Genomic DNA, 22,483 nt, shown 5'->3' on the forward strand with positions numbered 1-22,483 from the left:
ACTGCAAGGAACCCCTGTGGCCAAGAAGTCCAAGAAGTCCCGATTCGGCAACCCTGCCAGGGCTGCGGCCGACGCCGCCGCGAGGGCGAATTCCGTGCCGTTGCGTGAGGTGCGGCTGGACCGCGCCATGGAGGCGCTGGCGCCAGGCTATGCCCTGTGGCTGGAATCCCAGGGCCGCCCGGACGCCGACATTGACATGAGCTTGATGGTCCTGGACGACTTCTTCGACCTGTACCGCATGCTTGAGCCGACGACCGACGCGTTGTCGCTGGTGCCTGGGGCGGTGCGTGAGGTCCTCGCGGCCGCGGCCGCAGCGAATCCACAAGCCACATTCGCCCTGCGCTCCGGGGTGCGGGACTATGTGGGCTACCTGGTCCAGGCTTCATTGTGGACGGGGACCCCTGGCGAACTGGCAGAGCTGGCGGACGTTTTCAAGCAGCCTGCCTGGCCCGGTGTGGACCCCGCCAGCCTTGCGTCACTGGCCCTGCCGCCTGAAGGCGCCGCGGACCACGGCGTCGACCTTGACGACGGCTGGGACGACGACGGCTGGGACGACGGCGGCGGCGCCGTTGACCCCGCGGACTACGCCTTCGCCGACGTCTTCGTTCCGGAGCTGGCGGCGGGGCAGTTCGCCAGCACGGCCAGGGAATCACCGCTCTGGAAAAACGTGGAATCGATCCTGGCCTGGGTTGGCGGCGGCAGGGACGTTACCACCAAGGGGGTCCTGCGCAAGAAGGACAGGGCGCAGGCTGCCGTGGCAATCCGGCACAGCGGCGCCGGACTTCTCGGCGCCGCCGTGAGTTCCTCATACACGGCTGCGGAACTCGAGGCCGAAGCCCTCGACAGGCTCGCGCTGTACTGGCACCTGCTGACCAGCCTGGGGCTAGTTGCCATCGAGGCCGGCCGGGCCGTCGTCGGGCCCCGCCTTGGCGAGCGCCTCGGGGACGAAGCGGCAACGCTTGAGGTGTTCCGGGACGTGCTGGGGCAGTTCATCTTCGTTTCCACCCTGTCCGGGTCAGAGCCCGGCCGCTACACCAGCTGGCATGTGGACATGGCCAGCTTCATGGCTGAATGCTCGTCGGAAAACCCGCCCGAATCGGCGCCGCTCGTCCAGGCGCTGGAATCGCCCGACACCGCCCATCCCGAGCTATACATCCTGGCCAGAAACGTCGCCAGCTGGGCAGCCGAGGGCCTGGTCACAGTTGACTGCCACGTCACGGTTCCGCCTGCCTTCCGCCGCGAGGTGGCCGACATGCTGGCGGAGGATTTCCACATCAAGGCCGTCGGACCCGGCGCGAAAAAGCAGCCCCAGCAAGTCACGGTGGACGCGGTGCTGTTCGACCTGGACGGGACACTGATCGACTCCACGCCAGCCACCGAGCGGGCCTGGCGCCGCTGGGGCGAGCTGATGGGGCTGGACGGCTTTGAATACGGCAGCCACGGCGTGCCGGCCCAGGCCCAGGTGGAGCAGTACCTTGAGCCGGCACGGCAGGAGGAAGGCTTTGAACTGATCAAGGCGCTGGAAACCGCTGACACGGACGGCATTCTGTGCAAGCCGGGCGCAGCAGAATTGCTGGCCTCGCTGCCGGACGGATCCTGGACCATTGTCACCTCCTGCACGCGCGGGCTGGCTGAAGCCCGGCTGGCTGCAGCCGGCATCGCCGTCCCTGCGCACATGGTGACGGCGGACCAGGTGGCGAACGGGAAGCCGCACCCGGAACCGTTCCTGCTCGGCGCCGCCCGGCTGGGCTCCGACATTGCGCAGTGCCTGGTGGTGGAGGACGCCCCTGCGGGACTGGCCTCCGGGACGGCGGCGGGTGCCATGACCCTGGCCGTCGCAGGAACCACTGACGCCGCGGACCTCACGGCGCACTATGTGGTGGACAGCCTGGCCGGCGTGGCCGCCGCGGTGCTGCCCAACGGCCAAATCCAGCTCACGCTGCCCTAAGGAAACAGCGCCGACTCAGCCGTCCAGGCCGGTCTGGGCCTCGTGGACGCGCAGGTGCATGAGGGCCAGGTCAATGAGCGGCGTCTCGAGGCCCTGCTCCCGCGCGCGGCGGGTGAAATCGCCCAGCAGGTGCTCGCCCTCGTTGGGCAGCCCGGCGCTCATGTCCCGGTACAGCGAGGAGGTAAACGTGGAACCGGGCTCGGTCAGGAGTCGCAGCGCCATCCCAAGCTGCTTCTCCGGCACCGGGAAGCCGGCCTCCGTGGAGACCGCCACCGCCTCGGCCAGCGCGGCGTAGACAAATTCCAGCCCGCCGGGGACGGCCACAATGGCACCGGCCGGCCCCCGCATCAGGCACGTCACCACGCCCGCCGTGACAATGAAGACCCACTTGTGCCACATCGCGGCCAGGGCATCCCGGACGGCAGTGGCCTCAAATCCGGGCACGTCAATGACGGCCAGGATGTCCCGCACCCGTGAGCTGACCTCCCCGTGCTGTTCGCCGATGGCCCAGCGAGCCAGGGGCATGAGCACCTCAATGTCGCCGTCGGGCGTGACGGTGGTGATGAGCTGGACGGTGCTGCCAAGGACCTTGCCGGCCCCAAACGCCGTGGCCAGCGCATCCATGTGCGCCATGCCGTTCAGGAAGGGAATGATGACCGTGTCCGGGCCCACGGCCGGGGCCATGTCCGTGATGGCGGCGTGCAGCGCAGTGGCCTTCACGGTCAGCACGACGACGTCGAACGGCTCGCGCAGTTCCGCGGCGGTCATGAGGGCGGGAACCACTGTTTCCACTTTTGGTGCGCCTTCCGGCCCGGCCGGCCCGCCGCCGTCGAGCACCAGGCGCAGTCCGCGCTGGCGCAGGGTTTGGGCGCGCCCCTCCCGGACAAGGAACGTCACGTCGCGCCCGGCCTGGGCCAGCCGCGCACCAATGTAGCCGCCGGTTGCCCCGGCCCCCACCATCAAAATCCTCATGCCAGCTCTTTTCTGCGTCTGCGGTGCCTGCCGTATTCGTGCCAGGTCAGCACCACAATCAGAATATCGAACACGGTCAGCGCCACCAGCCCCAATGACGGCGTCACGGACAGTTGGTAGAACTGGTACAGGATGAAGATGACCAGGACGCCTATCATCCACGGGTACGCCCACAGCTTGTCCAGCAGCAGAGCCGTCACCAGCACCACTTTCACCACGCCGTGGGCCAGGAGGTACAGGGCGGTGAAGAAAACCACGTGGTTGGTCAGCCCCGAGGCGCCCTGGAGGATGTGGTTGGCGATGAAGTCGTTGGGGTCGTCGGTCAGTTCCGGCTGGGTGACCAGGATGGCCAGCTGGTTGATTTGGGCGGGCGCCACGAAGAGCAGGAAGGCGCCCCCCACCAGCTCAAGGACGCCGTCGAGCCCCTTGAGAATGATGCCGATGGCGAAGAACCTGTCCCACCAGTCCGTGAACTTCAGCACTGCCATATTCGCCTCCCGCCAGGATTGCTGCTTGGAGCGTAGCACCGTCAGCCGGGCGGCGGTTGGGCGCGGCAGTCAGGTCCGCACAACCACATTGAGCGGCTCTTCACCGCGAAGCATGCGTTCGGCCTGGCTGCGCAGCAGGCGCGCCATCCTTGGCATCATGGCGCTTGAGGCACCGCCCACATGCGGGGTTACGATCACGTTGGGCAAGGCAAACAAAGGGTGCCCGTCGGGCAGCGGCTCCGGATCCGTCACATCGAGGGCCAGCCGGAGCCGGCCGCGGCTGGCATGGTCAAGCAGCGCGTCGGTGTCCGCCACGGCACCACGGGAGACGTTAACGACCAATGCGCCGTCCTGCAGGAGCGAGAGGAAGCCGTTGTCGATCAGGTGCGTGGTGGCCTCGTTGAGCGGAACCCCAACCACCACGATGTCGGCCTGCGGCAGCAGGGAAGGGAGCTCGTCGATGCCGTGCACGTGCCCGCCGGCGTCCTCGCGGGCCCGAGAGGCAACGCGAACCACAGTCGTTTCGAAGCCGCGCAGCCGCTCCTCTATGGCCTTGCCAACGCCGCCGTAGCCAACAATCAACACTGTGCGGTCAGCGAGGGACGCCCGTCGCAGCGGCTCCCATGTGCCCCGCCCGGCTGACCTGACAAATTCAGGCAGGCCCCGCTGGGAGGCCAGCATGAGCGCCACCGCAAGCTCCGCTGTGGAGGTCTCATGCACCGAGACCGCATTGGCGAACACGTTTCCCGCCGGAAGCGCATCCGCGACGCCGTCATAGCCAATGGACTGGCTTTGCACCAGCCTGGCTGCGACACCGTTCAATGCCGCCAGGGATCCCGTTCCGCCCATGTAGGGCGGCACCACAATGTCAATGTCGGCAGCAGGGGGAGGCCCGGCCATGTCCCATTCGACGAGCTCGACGCCGTCGGGCACAGCTCCGAATGCTTCACGCAAGGCCGAATCGGGGACACTGACAAGTATGTGGTTTTGACCCATCCCTTGAGGATAGCCCAGTACGGCCGTACGATCAGGACTAGTCCCCACGCCTTCCCCGGCGCAGTTCCCCAGCCGGGCCCGGCGGGCGCGTGGGCCCAACCAACAGGGACGGGGTGCCGCATGGAACTTGCACAGCGTATGGGCCGGCTCGGCACCGAGACTGCGTTTGCGGTTTCGCAGGCTGCCTCCGATTGGGCTGCACAGGGACACCGGATCTATCCCTTCCACCTCGGCGACATCGACCTGGCAACGCCGCCGAACATTGTCGCGGCGATGGACAAGGCCATAGCCGACGGCTTGACGGGATATTGCCCGGCCGCCGGAATACCGCTGTTGCGCGAAGCGCTCGCCGAAGACATTGGCGCCAAGCGCGGGATGGCAGTGGGCCCGGACCAGGTGACCGTGCATCCGGGCGGCAAGCCGGTGATCGGCCGGTTCATCCAGACGGTCATGAATCCGGGGGACGAGGTCCTGTACCCAAACCCCGGCTACCCCATCTATGAGAGCCAGATCGAATACTTTGGCGGCACGGCCCGGCCATACCGCTACCTCCCCACGGACCATGGATTCGCGATCGACCTGGGGCAGCTCGAGTCGATGATCGGCCCGGCCACCAAGGCCATCATCTACAACGACCTGCAAAACCCCATCGGCGCCGAATCCACCGAGGCGGAACGCAGTGCCATTGCAGGGCTGGCGGAGCAGCACAACCTCTGGGTGCTCTCCGACGAGGCTTATTTTGAGATGCGCTATTCTGGCTCGTCCCACTCGATCGCGGCGCTGCCGGGCATGGCCGAACGCACCGTCATTTTGTACACCTTCAGCAAGAAGTTCGCGATGACAGGCTGGCGGCTGGGGTGCGCCGTTGCCCCGCGGGCCCTCTCCGAGGCGTTCGCCAAGCTCAACACCAACGACGAATCCTGCACCACCCACTTTGTCCAGCGCGCCGGCGTGGAGGCACTCCTTGGCGACCAGTCCGGCCCCCAAGCCATCCTCGCCGAACTGGAAGCCCGCCGGGATGCCACCGCCGAACTGCTCAACTCCATGCCGGGAGTCAGCGTTGCCAAGCCGAACGCCACGTTTTACCTCTTCCCGGATGTCACCGGCGCCATGGCGTCTAAGGGCATCAAGGAGCTGCAGGTTTTCGCGACGGAGGCGCTGCACGCGACGGGCGTTTCGTTTTGCACCCGCCTGCACTTTGGCCGGCCCCAGCCGGGGGAAGAGCGCTCCTACGCCCGCTTCGCCTATTCCGGCCTGCCCGTGGACGACATCCGGGAGGGACTGGGCCGGTTGAAGTCGTGGCTTGAAATGTAGGCTGCGGGCAGGCGCGCCAGTTCGGGAAAAGTGGAAGGTCGCGCCGCTAATTGCGCCGGCCGGCCCCTTCTGCTGCTAGCCGCACCAGTTCGTCGTCGAGGTCCTCCACGTGGAGGCTGTTCCCGCGGGTTTCCCCCACCCACAGCACGGCCGCAACCGAGACCACTGTCAGCGCCATGATGTACAGCGCGATGGAGCCGGACCAGCCCGTTTTTTGCAGCAGGACCTCGGCCACGGTGGCGGCAAAGGCCCCGCCCAGGATGGCCCCGATCGCGTAGCCAATGGAGATGCCCGAGTAGCGGATGTGCGCCGGGAACATCTCCGCGTACATGGCGGACTGCGGCCCGTATGACAGGCCCAGGCCGATGGTCAGCACGAAGATCGCAAAGCCGTAAACCACCACATTGCCGGTGTCGATGAGCAGGAACATGGGAATCATCCACACGAAGACCAGTGCGTAGCCGGCTACAAACGTGGCGCGGCGCCCGATCTTGTCCGAGAGCCAGCCGCCCACCAGGGTGAAAATCAGCCAGCCAAAGGAGCCGATGGTGGTCGCCAGGAGCACCGGAGCCAGGGGCATTTTCAGGACCTTGGTGGTGTAGGCGATGAAGAACGCGATGACCAGGTAGCCGGCGGCGTTGTTGGAAACGAAGATCAGCGCCGCCTGGATGACCTGCTTGGTGTTGGTCTGGAACAGCTGCTTGAGAGGGGTGTGCTCGGAGGCCTTGCGCAGCGCCAGCTGCTTGAACACGGGGGATTCCTCCACGGCGCGGCGGATCAGGTAGCCCACCACCACCAGCACCACGGAGAGCAGGAACGGGATGCGCCAGCCCCAAGCCGTGAACTGTTCCGGCGTGGTGGCGGAGCGCAGGATGTAAAGCATGCCGGTGGCCAGGATCATGCCGAGCGGCACGCCGATCTGCGGGTAGGCGCCAAAGTAGCCCCGCTTGCCGGCCGGGGCGTGTTCCACGGCCATCAGCGCCGCTCCGCCCCATTCCCCGCCGGCGGAGAAGCCCTGGATGACGCGCAGCAGCACTAGCAGCATCGGCGCCCAGAGGCCGATCTGCGCGTACGTGGGCAACAGGCCGATCAGAGCCGTGGCGGCGCCCATGAGGATGAGGGTGAGGACCAGGATCCGCTTCCGGCCAAATTTGTCGCCCAGGTGCCCGGCAACAATTGCCCCCAGGGGCCTGAAGAGAAAGGATATGCCGATCATGGCGAAGGCCAGGATCTGGCCAAGGCCGGGATTGTTCTCACTCAGCGGCTTGAGGAAAAGCGGGGTCAGCAGGGTTGCCGTGAGCTGGGCGAAGATGAAGAAGTCGTACCACTCGATGGTGGTGCCGACCAGGGTGCCGGCGAGGACCCTGCGGGCCTCGGAGCGGTTTTCCGGCGATGCTGTCGGTGCGAGGGACATGCGAACTCCGTTGTTCAGCGCGCGGACGCGGTGTGCGGGACATATAAATTACCGACCGTTCGGACGGTAATAAAGTTCCGCCAGCCTACCATGCACCGTGTTTCAGCTCACAGTGGTCCGCCTGGTGAGACGCGTCCTAGCCCAGCCAGTCGGCGTCGTCCCCAGGTCCGCGGAAGTGGGAGCGCAGGTATTCCCCCACCACGGCGGCGCCGAGTTCGCCGGCGTCGGGCGCCACCACGCGCCCGCCGATCCGCCGGGCCATCGCAGCCACGAAGCGCTCCAAGCCGGGGTCATCGCCCAGCCGGAAGAACGTCACCTGCGTGCCGGCGCGCCCCAGGCGGTCAAGCTCAGCCACGGTGGCGCCAATGGTTTCCGAGTCCGGCGGCCAGGAGAACCACGGCTCGCCGTCGGCCAACAGATGGGCGGTGGGTTCGCCGTCGGTCACCACCAGCAGGACGGGCTGGAGGGAGCGGTGCTGGCGGAAGAAGCGCCCGGCCAGCAGCAGGCCGTGGTGCAGGTTGGTCCCCTGTTCCCGGTCCGCGGGCAGGGCCGTGAGCTCGCCAATGTCCATGGACCGGGCGCGCAGGCCGAAGGACACCAGCTGCAGCCGGTCGCCACGGAAGCGCGTGGAGACCAGGTGGTGCAGGGCCAGGGCCGTGCGTTTCATGGGCACCCAGCGGCCCTGGACTGCCATGGAGAAGGACACGTCCACCAGAAGGACGACGGCGGCGCGGGTGCGGGCTTCCGTTTCGGCCACCTCGATGTCCGCCACGTCCAGGTGCAGGCCCGCCGCCGGATTGCCGCCGCCGGCAGCCGTGCGGGTGATGGCGTTCGTAATGGTCCGGGTGACGTCCCACGGCTCGGCGTCGCCAAACTGCCACGCCCTGCTGGAACCGGACGGCTCCCCCGCGGCGCCGGCAGCCCGCGTGTCCCGGGACCCCGTCCGCCCGGACAGCTGCCGCGCCGTGTCGCGCAGCAGCGACTTCCCGAGGCGCCGCATGGCCTGTGGGGACAGCCGGAGGTCGCCGTCGGCACCCCGGCGCAGGTAGCCGCCGTCGTGCATGGCGCGCTCAATCTCGGCGAGGGTCCTGGCGGAAACGGCGGCGTCCCTGCCCAGCTGGCGGGCCAGGGCGTCCAGGTCGAGGTCGTCCAGGGTGGAGCCGTTGTAGGACTGGGACAGCTGTTCGGCCAGCGCATCGAGTTCGGCGAGGTCCTGGAGGACTCCTGTGCCGTCGCCGAGCCCCAGCCCTTCTTGGCCCTGGAAGCGTTCGGAGCCGGACCAGTCCTCGCCGGGGCGAAGGGCCTGCAGATTGGCGTCAAGCGCCTCAAGCCCGGACATGAGCCCGGGCGAGCCGAAGGCCTGGGCCGAGAGCCGCATGAGTTCCTCGCGCTGCTCTGGGGACATGGACTGCATCAGGCGCTGTGCCGCCGCCGCACGCTTGGCCAGGGCATCCACCAGCTCGTCCACCGACTGCGGATTTTCCGGAAAGAATCCGCCGTGCCGGGCCATGAATTCCGCGAAGTCCCCGTCGGTGTCTTCCCCGCGCCGGTGTTTGTCGAGCAGCCCGTTGAGGTCCCGCAGCATCGCCTCGACGGCCTCGCGGTCCTCCTCCGTGGCGCCCTCCAGGGCTTGCTTCATCCCGGCGAATCGCTGGTCCAGGAGTTCGCGGCCCAACAGGTCCTTGATGCGTTCGTAGGCTTCCCTGGCCTCGCTGGACTGCCAGTCGTAGGAGGCGAGTTCGTTGACCGCGGCCGCGGTGGACGGTGGCAGGTTTTCCAGCTGCATTTCCCGCAAGGCCCTGTCGGTGTCGTCCATGGCCACGTCGCGGGCCAGCTGCTTGCGTTCATTGAGGACTGCCTGCTCCAGCAGCTTGCGGACCTCCTCAAGGGTGCCGTCCAGGCGGTGCCTGCCCAGCAGCTCCTGGCGGCGTTCTTGGATGCGCCCCGCCAGCTCATCGAGGCCCGGCCTCCGGGCGCCGCCGCGCCGCAGGTACTCCCGGAGCGCCCGCCGCGGCGAGTATCCGGCCATGACGTCTTCAGCAATGGCGTCGAGGGCGTCGGCCAGGTCCACCGGCGGCGCCAGCGGATCGGGGCCGCCGGCATAGCGGCCGTACCGGGACAGGTGTTCGCGTGAAGCCATGATGCCTCTTATCCGTAGACGGTCTCCCCGCCGTCGGAATCCTTGGAAATCCGGCGGGCCAGGAAGAGCCCTTCCAATGCCAGTTCAATGGCGGCGGCGCGCTGTCCGTCGTTTCCGGCCTGGAGGTGGCTGCCGATCGCCTCGTACAGGCCGGAGCCGTTGAGTGCCGGGAGGTTGTCCAGGAACTCCCGCGCCGTGACGGCGTCACCGGTGGTCACCGTGGTCCGGCCGTCGAAGGCGGCAACCAGCGGGGCGAAGTCCAGGCCCCGGTAGTGCTCCCGGACGGCCTCCGCCGTGGCGGTGCGCAGCAGGTGGTCAAGAATTTCCCTCTCGCGCCCCTCCTCGCCGGATTCAAACTCCAGCTTGCCTGACAGCACGTCCACGGCGCTCTCCAGGTCGACGATCCGGGCAACGGCCGCGTCCTCCCCGCGGACGGCCGCCCGGCGCAGGGCGGCAGCCGCAACAGTTTCGGCACCGGCGATGCCGAACCTGGCCGAGACGCCGGAACTCTGGTTGATGGCCGGGGACTGGCGCAGTGCACGGGTGTACCGGGCCAGGATCTCCAGGATGACAGCGGGAACGTCGGCCACCAGCTTTCCCTCCTGCCGGATGACGGCGATTTCGTCCGCCAGTTCCAGCGGGTAGTGGGTGCGGATCTCGGCACCGAAGCGGTCCTTCAGCGGCGTGATGATCCGGCCCCGGTTGGTGTAGTCCTCCGGGTTCGCGGAGGCCACCACCAGGACGTCCAGGGGCAGGCGGAGCACGTAGCCGCGGATTTGGATGTCCCGCTCCTCCATGACGTTCAGCAGGGCCACCTGGATCCGCTCGGCGAGGTCGGGCAGCTCGTTGATGGCCACAATGCCCCGGTTGGCGCGCGGCACCAGGCCAAAGTGGATGGTTTCCGGATCCCCGAGCCGCCGCCCCTCGGCCACGCGCATGGGGTCCACGTCCCCGATGAGGTCGGCCACGGAGGTGTCAGGCGTGGCCAGCTTCTCCACGTACCGCTCGCTGCGGTGGCGCCACGCCACGGGCAGCGCATCGCCTTCCTCGCGGACGCGGGACCAGGACTGCGCAGTAATGGGTTGGTAGGGGTGTTCGTTCAGTTCGGAACCGGCGATCACGGGCTGCCATTCGTCCAGGAGCCCGGCCAGGGTGCGGAGCAGTCTTGTCTTGCCCTGCCCGCGCTCACCCAGCAGCACCACGTCGTGGCCGGCCAGCAGGGCCCGTTCCAGCTGGGGCAGGACTGTGCCGTCCAGGCCGTGGATTCCGGGCCACGGATCGCGGCCTTCGGCGAGCGCCGCGAGCAGGTTGTCACGAATTTCCCGGCGCAGTTCCTTGTGCACATGCCCGGCAGCACGCAGCTGGCCAACAGTGGAGATGTCTGGATGCTCACTCACACCTCCACGGTAGACCCCGCCGCCTGCTATATCGAGACCCCGGCCACGCCGCCGGAGGGACATGGCGCATCCTTCAACCCGCCGAGGATGCCGACTCGGACATTTGAGGTCGATATATTGACCTCAAATGTCCGGGTCGACATCCGTGACCCCCGGGGGTGGTTGAAATGGCCACGCAACCCGGCCTCTCCCGGAGTTCAATAGTTGAACTGCCTATCCAGATACGGAACAATGGCTGGTGGAACCCCAGGTACTTCAGCCTGCCGGCCGGTCCGTGAAAAGGATGATGACGTGGGCACAGCTTCAACTGACGACGCCGCGAAGGCCCCGGCGCACTCACAAACCCTCTCGCGCGGCATCCGTGCACTCGAAATCCTGGCGGACGCCCAGGCGCCCATGACCATCGCCGAACTGTCCGCAGCCTTGGGCGTCCACCGCTCCATTGCCTACCGGATCCTGCGCACGCTCGAGGACCATTCGCTGCTCATGAGGGATGATTCCGGCCGGGTCCAGGCGGGCCCCGGGCTGGCGGCCCTGGCCCGCGGCGTCTCCCGCGACCTGCAAACGGCCGCCCTGCCTGAACTGACGCAATTGGCGAACGAGCTGGCCATGACCGCGTTCATCGCCGTATGGGACCATCGTGATTCGGTCACCCTGCTGACCGTGGAACCGCGGCATTCCGGCGCCACCCTGGCCCAACGCCCCGGCACCCGCCATTCCTTCAGCTCCGGGGCTCCGGGCATTGCCATCCAGTCCGCCATCAGCGAGGAAGCGTGGGCGCGGCTGGCCCCGGGCCTGCCCTACCGCCCCGAGGCGCGCGCTGCCAAGTTGGCCGGATACGCCACCAGCCACGACGAAGTTCTGCCCGGCGTCTCCGCCATTGCTGCCCCCATCCACAATCCCCACGGCACGCCGGCAGCCATCTGCGTGGTCTTCCTGGGACCCAGCGCAGACCCGGACTCCATCGGAGCGCGGCTTGCAGCCAGCGCCCGCACGGTCGAGGCCCAATTGCAGTAGCCCGCCGATGGTCACGGCTAGCCGTCGCGAGCCAAAACAGCCCCCCAAATTTCACCGCCCCCAGACCTTGACGTGACGCGGACAACACAGTTACGGTGATCGTATATGATTTCGTACCTGATAGCCGGAACTGCCGGGTTCCGCACGACAACCACCCAGGAGTGTCCCGTGGAACAAGTCACCGCAGCCACCTTCAAGCAGGCCGGCAAGGTTGTCGCAGTCCACGTGGCGTACCAGTCCAGGGCGGACCAGCGCGGACGCACCCCCGCCAAGCCGTCGTACTTCCTGAAGGCTTCGTCATCGCTGAGCCCCAGCGGTGCGGACATTGAGCGCCCGGCCGGCTGTGAACTCCTGGCCTATGAGGGCGAAATTGCCCTGGTCATCGGCACCGCGGCCCGGCGGGTCAGCCCCGGGGACGCGTGGCGGCACGTCGGCTACGTCACCGCCAGCAACGACCTGGGCGTGTACGACCTCAAGTACGCGGACAAGGGCTCCAACGTCCGCTCCAAGTCCGGCGACGGCTTCACCCCGTTCGGCCCGGCACTCATCCCGGCGGCCGACGTCGACCCCTCCTCCCTGCGCGTGCGCACCTGGCTCAACGGCGAACTTGTCCAGAGCGACACCTCGGCCGGCCTGATCTTCCCCTTCAGCCAGCTCGTGGCGGACCTCTCCCAGCTCATGACGCTGGAACCGGGCGACATCATCCTCACCGGCACCCCCGCCGGGTCCTCCGTCGCCGTCCCCGGCGACATCATCGAAGTCGAAGTCGACGACCCCGCGGCAGGGCTGTCCACGGGGCGGCTGCGCACCGCCGTCGTCCAGGGAACCAGCGAACTAGCGGACTTCGGCAACCAGCCGAAGGCCACCGACACCGACCGCGTGGACGCCTGGGGTTCACCCGAAGCGGCCGGACTGGCACCAACGGGCCTCAGCGCGGAACTCAAGCGCAAGCTGACCAGCGTCGGCACCGCCACGCTCAGCGCCCAAATGCGCAAGCGCGGGCTCAACAACGTCAGCATCGACGGCCTCAAGTCCACCCGTCCCGAGATGCGGATCGCCGGCACCGCCCGCACCCTGCGCTTCGTGCCCAACCGGGAGGACCTCTTCAAGACCCACGGCGGCGGCTTCAACGCCCAGAAACGCATCATCAATGACCTGCACGACGGCGACGTCCTGGTCATGGAGGCGCGCGGGGAGCCCGGCACCGGCACAGTCGGGGACATCCTGGCCCTGCGCGCGCAAATCAACGGCGCCGCAGCCATCGTGACCGATGGCGGCGTGCGCGACGTGGCCGCCGTGGCCGCCCTGGACATGCCCACCTTCTTCACCGGCGCCCACCCGGCCGTCCTGGGCCGCAGGCACATCCCGTGGGACACCGATCTGACCATCTCCTGCGGCGGCGCCACCGTCCAGCCCGGTGACATCATCGTCGGCGACGCGGACGGCCTGCTGGTGATCCCGCCGTCGTTGGCGGAGGAAGTCGCGGACGGCGCCATCGCCCAGGAACACGAGGAAACGTTCATCGCCGCGATGGTGGCCGAAGGCCACAGCGTGGAGGGCCTCTATCCCATGAACGCTGCATGGAAGGCGCAGTTTGCGCAGTGGGCGCAGACGCACCCGAACCCGGCGGCCCAGCCATGAGCAGCGAGGCCGGCACGGAGGCCGCCAGCAAGTCCGAGCGGGCCTATGCGGCCATCAAGGAAAAAATCCTTGGCGGCGAATACACGCCCGGCTACCGGCTGGTGCTGGCCAAGCTGGCCGGGGACCTCGGCTTCAGCGTGGTCCCCGTGCGGGAGGCCATCCGCCGGCTCGAGGCCGAAAATTTTGTCACCTTTGAACGCAACGTGGGCGCCACGGTGGCCGGGATTGACCCCACCGAATACCTCTACACGATGCAGACCCTCGGCATTGTCGAGGGTGCCGCCACGGCACTGTCCGCCCCTCTCATCACGCCGGCGGACATTGCCCGGGCCCGCGCCGTCAACGCCCAGATGCGGGAGAGCCTGGAGCACTTCGACCCCGTCCGCTTTACGGCGCTGAACCTGGAATTCCACAGCATCCTGTTTGAAAACTGCCCCAACCCGCACATCCTGGATCTGGTCCACCGCGGCTGGAACCGCCTGCAGGCCCTGCGCTCCTCCACCTTCAGCTACGTCCCAGGCCGCGCCAGCGATTCGGTCAACGAACACGAGGCGCTGCTGCAGCTCCTGGAAGCCGGTGCCGATGCGGACACCGTGGAACACGCCGCCCGCGCCCACCGGGCGGCCACCCTGAACGCCTACCTGGCGCGCAGCGGGCCCGAAAAACCAGCACGGTCCCCGCTGGCACCCACCTACTAGAGGCACCCACCGAACACCTGAAGAAACGGACTTTCCCATGGCTGAGCACTACCTTCCGGACAACCTGCCCTCCCACATCCAGCACTACATTGACGGAAGCTTCGTCGATTCCGCGGGCGGGGAGACCTTCGACGTGCTGGACCCGGTCTCCAACAGCAACTACGCCACGGCCGCCGCCGGTCAAAGGGCGGACATCGACCTCGCCGTCAAGGCCGCGACGAAGGCCTTCAACGAAGGCCCGTGGCCGCGCATGAAGCCGCGCGAACGCGCCCGTGTCCTGAACAGGATCGCCGACGCCGTCGAATCCCAGGAAGCCCGCCTGGCCGAACTCGAAACCTTCGACTCCGGCCTGCCCATCACCCAGGCGCGCGGCCAGGCGCTGCGGGCGGCGGAGAACTTCCGCTTCTTCGCGGACTTGATCGTGGCCCAGTTCGACGACGCCATGAAGGTCCCGGGTGCCCAGATCAACTACGTCAACCGCAAGCCGATCGGCGTGGCCGGGCTCATCACCCCGTGGAACACCCCGTTCATGCTCGAGTCCTGGAAGCTGGCCCCCGCCCTGGCTTCCGGCTGCACCGTTGTCCTGAAGCCGGCCGAGTTCACCCCGCTTTCGGCCTCGCTCTGGGCCGGAATCTTCGAGGAAGCAGGCCTCCCCAGGGGCGTCTTCAACCTGGTCAACGGCCTGGGCGAGGATGCCGGCGACGCCCTGGTCAAGCACCCGGACGTGCCGCTAATCTCCTTCACGGGCGAAACCACCACGGGCCAGACCATCTTCCGCAACGCCGCCACGAGCCTGAAGGGCCTGTCCATGGAACTGGGCGGCAAGAGCCCCTGCGTGGTCTTCGCCGACGCCGACCTCGACGCCGCGATCGACTCCGCCCTGTTCGGCGTCTTCTCCCTCAACGGCGAACGGTGCACCGCCGGCTCCCGCATCCTGGTCGAGCGGAGCATCTACGACGAGTTCTGTGAAAAGTATGCCGCCCGGGCCAGGAACATTGTGGTGGGCGACCCCCACGACCCCCGCACGGAAGTGGGCGCGCTGGTCCACCCGGAGCACTACGCCAAGGTCATGTCCTACGTGGAAATCGGCAAGACCGAGGGCCGCCTGCTGGCCGGCGGCGGCCGCCCCGAGGGCCTGGAGACCGGCAACTACGTGGCACCCACCGTGTTCGCCGACGTCGCCCCTGAAGCGCGGATCTTCCAGGAGGAGATCTTCGGCCCCGTCGTGGCCATCACGCCTTTCGAGAACGACGGCGAGGCGCTGGCCCTGGCGAACGGCGTCAAGTACGGCCTGGCCGCCTATATCTGGACGCAGGACCTGACCCGCGCGCACAACTTCGCCCAGAACGTGGAGGCCGGCATGGTGTGGCTGAACAGCCACAATGTCCGCGACCTGCGCACCCCGTTCGGCGGGGTCAAGGCCTCGGGCCTGGGCCACGAGGGAGGCTTCCGCTCGATCGACTTCTACACCGACCAGCAGGCCGTCCACATCACGCTGGGCCCGGTCCACACACCCAAATTCGGCGCCCCCGCCGCCCACTAGCCACCATGCTCAACGAGGAGTAACCCAATGACTGACTTCATCCCCACCCCAGCGCTTCCGGCCCCGGACATTGTCCGCAGCGCCTACATGGAACTGGTGGTCACCGACCTGGCCAAATCCCGCGCGTTTTACGTGGACGTGCTGGGCCTGCACGTCACCGAGGAGGATGAAAACACCATCTACCTCCGCTCGCTGGAGGAATTCATCCACCACAACCTGGTGCTCCGCAAAGGCCCCGTGGCCGCCGTCGCCGCCGCCGCGTTCCGGGTCAAGTCCCCGGCGGAGGTGGACGCCGCCGAGGCCTACTATAAGGAGCTGGGCTGCCGCACGGAACGCCGCAGGGACGGCTTCGTCAAGGGCATCGGCGACGCCGTCCGCGTGGAGGACCCCCTGGGATTCCCCTACGAATTCTTTTACGAGACCACCCACGTGGAGCGCCTGACCCGCCGCTATGAGCTGTACAGTGCCGGCGAGCTGGTCCGCCTGGACCACTTCAACCAAGTCACCCCCGACGTCCCCAAGGGCCGCAAGTACCTCGAGGACCTGGGCTTCCGCGTCTCCGAGGACATCAAGGATTCCGACGGCGTCACCTACGCGGCCTGGATGCACCGCAAGCAGACCGTCCACGACACCGCCCTGACCGGCGGCGACGGCCCCCGCATGCACCACCTTGCCTTCGCCACGCACGAAAAGGCCAACATCATCGCTATCTGCGACAAGATGGGCGCCCTGCGCATCTCCGACCGGATCGAACGCGGGCCCGGCCGCCACGGCGTGTCCAACGCCTTCTACCTGTACATCCTGGACCCCGACGACCACCGGATTGAGATCTACACCCAGGACTACTACACCGGCGACCCGGACAACCCCATCGTCACCTGGGACGTGCACGACAACCAGCGCCGCGACTGGTGGGGCAACCCCGTGGTCCCGTCCTGGTACACGGAGGCCTCCCTGGTCCTGGACCTCGACGGGAAGCCGCAGGCAGTAGTCAAGCGCACCGAATCCTCCGAAATGGCCGTCACCGTCGGCGCCGACGGCTTCTCCTACACCCGCGAACCGGGCGAAGAGCGCGGCTTCAAAATGGGTTCGCAACTCTAGCTCGCACCGAAGGGGGCACACCATGCTTGATGATGAAACCATCGCCCGCATTGCGGACGAGCTTGTGGAGGCAGCCCGCAGCCGGGTGCCGGTGCCGCGGCTGACGGCCCGGTACCCGGAGATGACCGTGGAGGATTCCTACCGGGTGCAGCAGCTCTGGAGGGAGCGCGGCGAGGCGGCCGGGCGGGTGCTGGGCGGGCACAAGATCGGCCTGACGTCCAAGGCGATGCAGTACGCCACGGGCATCACGGAGCCGGACTACGGGGTCATCTTCAAGGACATGATCCTGGACAGCGGCGCCACCGTGGAATGGAAGCAGTATTCGCACCCGCGCATCGAGGTGGAGCTGGCGTTCCTGCTCAAGAAGGACATCAGCGGCCCGGACGCCACGCTCTTCGACGTCCTGCGAGCCACCGAGTATGTGGTGCCGGCACTGGAAATCCTGGACTCCCGCATTGAGATGGAGGGCCGCACCATTGTGGACACCATCAGCGACAACGCGGCTATGGGCGCCATGGTGGTGGGCGGCACCCCGGTGCGCCCGGACGACGTCGACCTGCGCTGGGTGGCGGCCATCCTGTTCAAGAACGAAACCATCGAGGAGACGGGCGTGGCCGCCGGCGTGCTGAACCACCCGGCGCAGGGCGTGTCCTGGCTGGCCAACAAGATCGCCCCCCACGGCGATTCACTCAAGGCCGGGGAGCTCATACTGGCCGGCTCCTTCACCCGCCCCCTGTGGGTCAATGCAGGGGACACCGTTTTTGCCGACTACGGAAAGCTGGGGACCATCACATGCCACTTCAAGTAACTCCCGACCCGTCACTGAAGGACGCCCTCGCCGCCGCCACCCGACCGCTGGTTGGCATGTGGGTGTGCTCCGGCAGCGCCCTCATGGCCGAGATTTGCGCGGGGGCGGGACTGGATGCGGTGCTGATCGACGGCGAGCACAGCCCCAACGGGCTTGAGGGAATCCTGGCCCAGCTGCAGGCCGTGCGCAGCTATCCCGTCACGGCCGTGGTGCGCCCGCCCGCCAACGACACAGTGCTGATCAAGCAGTACCTGGATCTGGGTGTGCAGTCCCTCCTCATCCCCATGGTCCACACGGTTGCCGAGGCGGAGGCGGCCGTCTCCGCCGTCCACTACCCTCCGCGCGGTGTCAGGGGCGTGGGATCCGCGCTGGCACGGTCCTCGCGCTGGAACCGCATCCCCGGCTACGTGGCAGGGGCATCGGAGACCATCACCGTGATGGTGCAGATTGAATCCGCCCAGGCCGTTGAAAACGTGGAAGAGATCCTTGCCGTGGACGGCATCGACGCCATCTTCCTGGGCCCCGCGGACCTCGCCGCGTCCATGGGCCTGCTGGGACAGCAGGAACACCCCGACATCGTGGTCGCCGTCGAGCACTGCATTGCCGCGGCCAAGGCGGCCGGCAAGCCGGTGGGTGTCAACGCCTTTGCCGAGGCCACGGCCCGGCACTATTTGGAGGCCGGCGTGGACTTCATCCTGGTCGGCGCGGACGTGGCCCTGCTTGCACGCGGGAGTGAAGGCCTCGCCGCCCGCTACGTCCCGGCCACGGGCACCGGACCCACGGCCAGCTACTGAGAGTCAGGCCCCGGTTTCGACAAGCTCAACCACCGGCGGCAGGCCCAACCACCGGTGTCAGACGCGCGCGCCCGAGTGGATCCGCGCGAAGTACTCGCCCAGCTCCGCCGTGGCAGTGAGCGGCAGGATGTTCGCCACGTACTGGTCCGGGCGGACCACGACGACGACGCCGTCGCGGCTGAGCCCGCGGGCGTCAAAGATGTCCTCGCCCGGGACTGTCCCGTAAACCTTTTCATAGTCGACCAGCCCGAACGGCCCCACCAGCGGCTTGAAGACTTCCGGAACCTTGTTGATGTCAATGTCTTCATGCGGCTGCTGGTAGATGACCTTCACGTCAAACCAGGCGTCGGCGTCGAGCCCCTTCGGCGTGGCCGCGAGCGGTGAGTCCGGCGAGCCGGAGAGCCACTCTGCGAGGTCCGCCACGGGCCCGGGATCACCGGCCGGGGCGGCGTCGGCGAAGACGTAGATGCGCCAGCGGCCGTCCGCCGTGGCATGGTGGCCCAGGTGGATCGGGTTCGTGTCGCAGACGCGGGAGGCCATGGCGGACTTGAAGCGCTTGCCCAGCGGGAAGCCGGCGGCAAGGCCCTGGTGGGTGGCGGCGCCAGTGATCAGCGACGGCGCATACTCGGTCATGAAGCCTGCAGGGAACTCCGCGGTGCGCACGTAGAAGTCCTCGAGTTCGGCGGGGTCCTCAAATTCCTCCGGCTTCTTGGCCATCATGGTGGACCAGGTCCTGTCGAAGTCGATGAGGTTCCTGGCCACCACCTGGCGCTCGGCCGAGTAGGTGGACAGCAGGGACTCGGGACTGCGGCCCTCCAGGACGTGGCCCAGTTTCCAGGCGATGTTGAAGCCGTCCTGGAGGGAAACGTTCATGCCCTGCCCGGCCTTGGCGCTGTGGGTGTGGCAGGCGTCGCCGGTGATGAAGACGCGGGGCGTGCGCAGGCCCACCTGGCCGGGGACGACGTCGTCGAACCTGTCGGTGAGGCGGTGGCCCACCTCGTACACGCTGTGCCAGGCAACGTTGCGCACATCTAGGGTGTAGGGGTGGAGGATCCGGTTGGCGTTGGCGATGATCTGGTCCATGGAGGTGTTGCGGACGGCTCCGTTGTCATTTTCCGGAACCACGCCCAGGTCCACGTACATGCGGAAGAGGTGCCCGCCCTCGCGCGGGATCAGCAGGATGGAGCCGCCGTCGTGCGACTGGATGGCGCACTTGGTGCGAATGTCGGGGAAGTCGGTGCGGGCCAGGACGTCCATGACGCCCCAGGCGTGGTTGGCCTTGTCGCCAGCCATGGTGCAGCCGATCGCGTCGCGGACCTTGCTGCGGGCGCCGTCGCAACCCACCACATACTTGGCGCGGACGGTACGCTCCGCGCCTTGATCGGGGCCGGCGCTGCGGACCAGGGAGACCGTGACTGGATGGTCGCCGTCGTCAGCCACCTCCAGGGTCTGGAATTCCCAGCCATAGTCGGGGACCAGCCGGGTGGGCGCATGGGCCGCGACCTCGGCAAAGTAGTCTAGGACGCGCGCCTGGTTGACGATGAGGTGGGGGAATTCGCTGATGCCGGTGGTGTCGTCCACGGCACGGCCGCCGCGGACAATGTTGTGCGGATTATTGGTGTCGGGGCGCCAGAATGCCATCTCGGTGATCCGGTAGGCCTCGGCAATGATCCGCTCGGCAAAGCCAAAGGCCTGGAACGTTTCCACGCTCCGGGCCTGGATGCCGTCCGCCTGGCCGATCACCAGGCGGCCGTCGCGGCGCTCGATGATGCGGGTGGTGATGTCCGGGAACTGGGCAAGCTGGGCCGCCGCGAGCATGCCTGCAGGTCCCGATCCGACGATCAGCACGTCCACCTCGTCCGGAAGCTCGGCGGGGCGGCCGATCCCCGTCCCTGCCGCCGCCTGGATGCGCGGGTCACCGGAAACGTATCCGTGGTGGTGAAACTGCACGGCACACTCCTTTCGTCTGTGTGGGCGGCGCGTTCACCACCGCTAATTAACTATTCGTTATTTGAACACATAGTTCTAATAACGCACACTAAGCCTAATTGTGTGCGCCAGCTCACGCAAGGTCAGGGGCGCGGACCGGCGGCGGATGCCGAGACGGACATTTGATCCTGCTAATTCAGGATCAATTCGCCGTTTCGGCATCCTGGGCGGAAACGGGGGAGATTCCCGTTCCCCGGAAGCTCCCAGACGGGCACGGGAGAATTCAGGCATGCTAGAGGAATATTCCAGGGAAAGACTTGTGCCCGAAACCGCGCGGCCGGCAGCCGTCCGCAGCGTGGTGTCCAAGGTTCCGGAGGTCACGGCGCTCTTCTGGATCATCAAGGTGCTGACCACCGGCATGGGCGAAACTACCAGCGACTACCTGGCCCACACCCTCGATCCCGTCATTGCCGTGGGCATCGGGGCGGCCTGTTTTGCCGCGGCCCTGGTGCTGCAATTTGCCGTGAAGCGCCACATTCCCTGGGTGTACTGGCTGGCCGTGGCCATGGTCAGCGTCTTCGGCACCATGGCGGCCGACGTGCTGCACGTGGGCCTGGGCATTCCCTACCTTGTCTCCTCCATTTTCTACGCCGCGGTGCTGGCCGCCGTGTTCATCCTGTGGCAGCGAACCGAAAAGACGCTGTCCATCCACAGCATCCACACGCCCCGGAGCGAACTGTTCTACTGGGCCGCCGTGCTCGCCACCTTTGCCCTGGGGACGGCGGCGGGCGACCTCACCGCCGTCACCCTGAAGCTTGGCTACCTGGGCTCCGGCGTGCTGTTTGCAGCGGCCATTGCCGTCCCGGCCCTGGCCTATTGGAAGTTCGGGCTCAAGGCGATCCCCGCATTCTGGGCCGCCTACGTGATCACGCGCCCCCTGGGGGCGTCATTCGCCGACTGGATGGGCGTCTCCCACGCACGCGGCGGCCTGGACTGGGGCACCGGCACGGTGAGCATCGGCTGGGCCGTGGCCATCGCCGCGCTGGTGGCGGTGCTGGCCCTGCGGCAGCGCAAACAAGCCACCCCCAGGGTCTCGGCGTAGCCAACGCCCTAGCAAAGGCCGTAGCCAACACCCTCTACGGCATCCGCCGGGCAAACCCGCCCGCCACGTCCAAAAGCCGTGGCACGCCCTCCTCGAGGACGGCGCCGAGCCCCTGCCCGCCGTCGTCGCGCTCGCCCCGTAGCCACCGCGTGTAGATGGCCTCGCTGAAAATGGCGGCCTTCCACAGCGCCAGCACCTGGTACCAGGGCAGGGCGGAGAGGTCCAGGCCAAAATGCTGGTTGTACCGCAGCGCCAGTTCATCCCGTGTGGGATAGCCGGGCTGGGCCGTGACGGAAGTCAGCTCCATGAACGTCCCGGGCGAGCCGGCCTGCGCATAGGTGGCGGTCAGGTAGCCCAGGTCGGCGAGAGGGTCCCCCAGCGTGGCCATTTCCCAGTCCAGCACCGCCTGAATCCGGGCAGGTCCGGACTTGGCAAACATGAGATTCCCGATCCTGTAGTCGCCGTGGATCAGGGCGGTGCGCTGCGTGTCCGGCCGGTTCGCCTCGAGCCATTCGGCCAGCTCACCCACCCGGGGCAGCGGACGTGTGGCACCCAGCTCCCACAGCCCGGCGAAGCGCCTCACCTGGCGTTGCAGGTAGCCGTCGGGGCGTCCAATGTCCGCAACGGCCCCGTGGGAAATGTCCACCGAATGCAGCCGCACCAGCATGTCCGCCGCGGCCTCGCCGGTGGCACGCCGCTGCGCAGGGGCGTCCAGGTGGGCCGGGATGCTGTCGGTGACCACCACGCCGTCGAGGAATTTCATGACGTAAAACGGCACGCCCAGCACATTGGGATCCGCGCAGACGGCCAGGATCTTCGGCACGGGCACGCCCAGCGGCGCCAGGACGTGCTGGATCCGCGCCTCGCGGACCATGTCGTGCGTAGACGGGGGCAGGGGCGGGCGCGGGCCGCGCCGAAGCACGACGTCGGCCCCCTTGCGTTTGATCCGGAAGCTCACGTTGGACTGTCCCCCGCCAATGCGGTGCCAGTGCAGCGGACCGGTCCCGATGCCCGACGCATCGAGGAATTCCTCGGCCCGGTCCACAATCAACAGCGGAGGAATCTCCAGCGCGTCCGCCTCGGCCTGGGTCCTGACCACGTCCACGATGCCATCCATCAGCGTTCCCCTTCATGCAGCTGGGCCGTGCCCAGAAACGGTTCGCCGGCGTCCACGGCGCGGC

18 protein-coding genes are annotated in these 22,483 nt (G+C 67.5%); 10 read left to right on the forward strand and 8 right to left on the reverse strand.

What is annotated here, in order from left to right:
* Nucleotides 1-16 precede the first annotated feature (16 nt).
* Nucleotides 17-1,948 (forward strand): HAD-IA family hydrolase, encoded by a 1,932-nt coding sequence (locus LPN03_RS12840; RefSeq protein WP_262454502.1) that lies wholly within the window; start codon nt 17-19, stop codon nt 1,946-1,948.
* Nucleotides 1,949-1,963: 15 nt separating this feature from the next.
* Here the strand turns inward: LPN03_RS12840 and LPN03_RS12845 are convergent, their stop codons facing one another.
* The 3 genes from LPN03_RS12845 to LPN03_RS12855 form a co-directional block, all read right to left on the reverse strand.
* Nucleotides 1,964-2,920 (reverse strand): ketopantoate reductase family protein, encoded by a 957-nt coding sequence (locus LPN03_RS12845; protein WP_262454503.1) that lies wholly within the window; start codon nt 2,918-2,920, stop codon nt 1,964-1,966.
* Complete coding sequence (locus tag LPN03_RS12850; protein ID WP_165181432.1) at nt 2,917-3,408, reverse strand: DUF2127 domain-containing protein; 492 nt, start codon at nt 3,406-3,408, stop codon at nt 2,917-2,919. The genes LPN03_RS12845 and LPN03_RS12850 overlap by 4 nt, the downstream gene beginning before the upstream one ends.
* A 69-nt stretch (nt 3,409-3,477) precedes the next feature.
* Nucleotides 3,478-4,404, reverse strand: a complete 927-nt coding sequence (locus LPN03_RS12855) for a 2-hydroxyacid dehydrogenase (RefSeq protein WP_262454504.1) — start codon at nt 4,402-4,404, stop codon at nt 3,478-3,480.
* Between the two features lie 120 nt (nt 4,405-4,524).
* On the opposite strand from LPN03_RS12855, the gene LPN03_RS12860 reads away from it, so the two are divergent.
* Nucleotides 4,525-5,718, forward strand: coding sequence for a pyridoxal phosphate-dependent aminotransferase (locus LPN03_RS12860; RefSeq protein WP_262454505.1), 1,194 nt, complete (start codon nt 4,525-4,527; stop codon nt 5,716-5,718).
* 46 nt (nt 5,719-5,764) lie between these two features.
* Here the strand turns inward: LPN03_RS12860 and LPN03_RS12865 are convergent, their stop codons facing one another.
* The 3 genes from LPN03_RS12865 to LPN03_RS12875 form a co-directional block, all read right to left on the reverse strand.
* Nucleotides 5,765-7,132 (reverse strand): MFS transporter, encoded by a 1,368-nt coding sequence (locus LPN03_RS12865; protein WP_165181429.1) that lies wholly within the window; start codon nt 7,130-7,132, stop codon nt 5,765-5,767.
* Between the two features lie 136 nt (nt 7,133-7,268).
* Nucleotides 7,269-9,272, reverse strand: a complete 2,004-nt coding sequence (locus LPN03_RS12870; RefSeq protein WP_262454506.1) for a vWA domain-containing protein — start codon at nt 9,270-9,272, stop codon at nt 7,269-7,271.
* Nucleotides 9,273-9,280: 8 nt separating this feature from the next.
* Nucleotides 9,281-10,669: a sigma 54-interacting transcriptional regulator gene (locus LPN03_RS12875; protein WP_262454507.1), complete on the reverse strand. Its 1,389-nt coding sequence runs from the start codon at nt 10,667-10,669 to the stop codon at nt 9,281-9,283.
* A gap of 291 nt (nt 10,670-10,960) precedes the next feature.
* Here LPN03_RS12875 and LPN03_RS12880 point away from each other — a divergent pair, with 291 nt between their 5' ends.
* The 7 genes from LPN03_RS12880 to LPN03_RS12910 all read left to right on the forward strand — a co-directional run bounded on the left by LPN03_RS12880 (nt 10,961) and on the right by LPN03_RS12910 (nt 18,271).
* A complete protein-coding gene (locus LPN03_RS12880; protein ID WP_262454508.1) occupies nt 10,961-11,686 on the forward strand; it encodes an IclR family transcriptional regulator in 726 nt (241 codons plus the stop codon).
* 168 nt (nt 11,687-11,854) lie between these two features.
* Complete coding sequence (locus tag LPN03_RS12885; RefSeq protein WP_262454509.1) at nt 11,855-13,327, forward strand: fumarylacetoacetate hydrolase family protein; 1,473 nt, start codon at nt 11,855-11,857, stop codon at nt 13,325-13,327.
* Nucleotides 13,324-14,025: a GntR family transcriptional regulator gene (locus LPN03_RS12890; RefSeq protein ID WP_262454518.1), complete on the forward strand. Its 702-nt coding sequence runs from the start codon at nt 13,324-13,326 to the stop codon at nt 14,023-14,025. Before LPN03_RS12885 ends, LPN03_RS12890 begins: the two co-directional genes overlap by 4 nt.
* 37 nt (nt 14,026-14,062) lie before the next feature.
* Entirely contained in the window at nt 14,063-15,568 is a 1,506-nt protein-coding gene (hpaE, locus tag LPN03_RS12895; protein ID WP_262454510.1) for a 5-carboxymethyl-2-hydroxymuconate semialdehyde dehydrogenase, read from the forward strand.
* A 27-nt stretch (nt 15,569-15,595) separates the two neighbouring features.
* Nucleotides 15,596-16,669 (forward strand): 3,4-dihydroxyphenylacetate 2,3-dioxygenase, encoded by a 1,074-nt coding sequence (hpaD, locus tag LPN03_RS12900; protein ID WP_262454511.1) that lies wholly within the window; start codon nt 15,596-15,598, stop codon nt 16,667-16,669.
* 22 nt (nt 16,670-16,691) lie between these two features.
* Nucleotides 16,692-17,477: a 2-oxo-hept-4-ene-1,7-dioate hydratase gene (hpaH, locus tag LPN03_RS12905; protein ID WP_262454512.1), complete on the forward strand. Its 786-nt coding sequence runs from the start codon at nt 16,692-16,694 to the stop codon at nt 17,475-17,477.
* The gene (locus LPN03_RS12910) at nt 17,462-18,271 is read left to right on the forward strand and encodes an HpcH/HpaI aldolase/citrate lyase family protein (RefSeq protein ID WP_316255795.1); all 810 of its coding nucleotides are present in this window, start codon (nt 17,462-17,464) and stop codon (nt 18,269-18,271) included. The genes hpaH and LPN03_RS12910 overlap by 16 nt, the downstream gene beginning before the upstream one ends.
* Nucleotides 18,272-18,328: 57 nt before the next feature.
* Here LPN03_RS12910 and LPN03_RS12915 read toward each other — a convergent pair whose 3' ends face one another.
* Nucleotides 18,329-20,221: an FAD-binding monooxygenase gene (locus tag LPN03_RS12915; RefSeq protein WP_262454513.1), complete on the reverse strand. Its 1,893-nt coding sequence runs from the start codon at nt 20,219-20,221 to the stop codon at nt 18,329-18,331.
* A 298-nt stretch (nt 20,222-20,519) separates the two neighbouring features.
* Between LPN03_RS12915 and LPN03_RS12920 the strand changes: the two genes are divergently transcribed.
* Nucleotides 20,520-21,302, forward strand: a complete 783-nt coding sequence (locus LPN03_RS12920; protein ID WP_262454514.1) for a hypothetical protein — start codon at nt 20,520-20,522, stop codon at nt 21,300-21,302.
* Nucleotides 21,303-21,336: 34 nt separating this feature from the next.
* Here the strand turns inward: LPN03_RS12920 and LPN03_RS12925 are convergent, their stop codons facing one another.
* Nucleotides 21,337-22,419 carry a phosphotransferase family protein gene (locus LPN03_RS12925; protein ID WP_262454515.1) on the reverse strand — a complete coding sequence of 361 codons (1,083 nt, stop codon included), beginning with the start codon at nt 22,417-22,419 and terminating at the stop codon, nt 21,337-21,339.
* Nucleotides 22,420-22,483: the final 64 nt, after the last annotated feature.

This window comes from Arthrobacter sp. A2-55, from assembly GCF_025548615.1.
Taxonomy (GTDB): Bacteria; Actinomycetota; Actinomycetes; order Actinomycetales; family Micrococcaceae; genus Specibacter; species Specibacter silviterrae.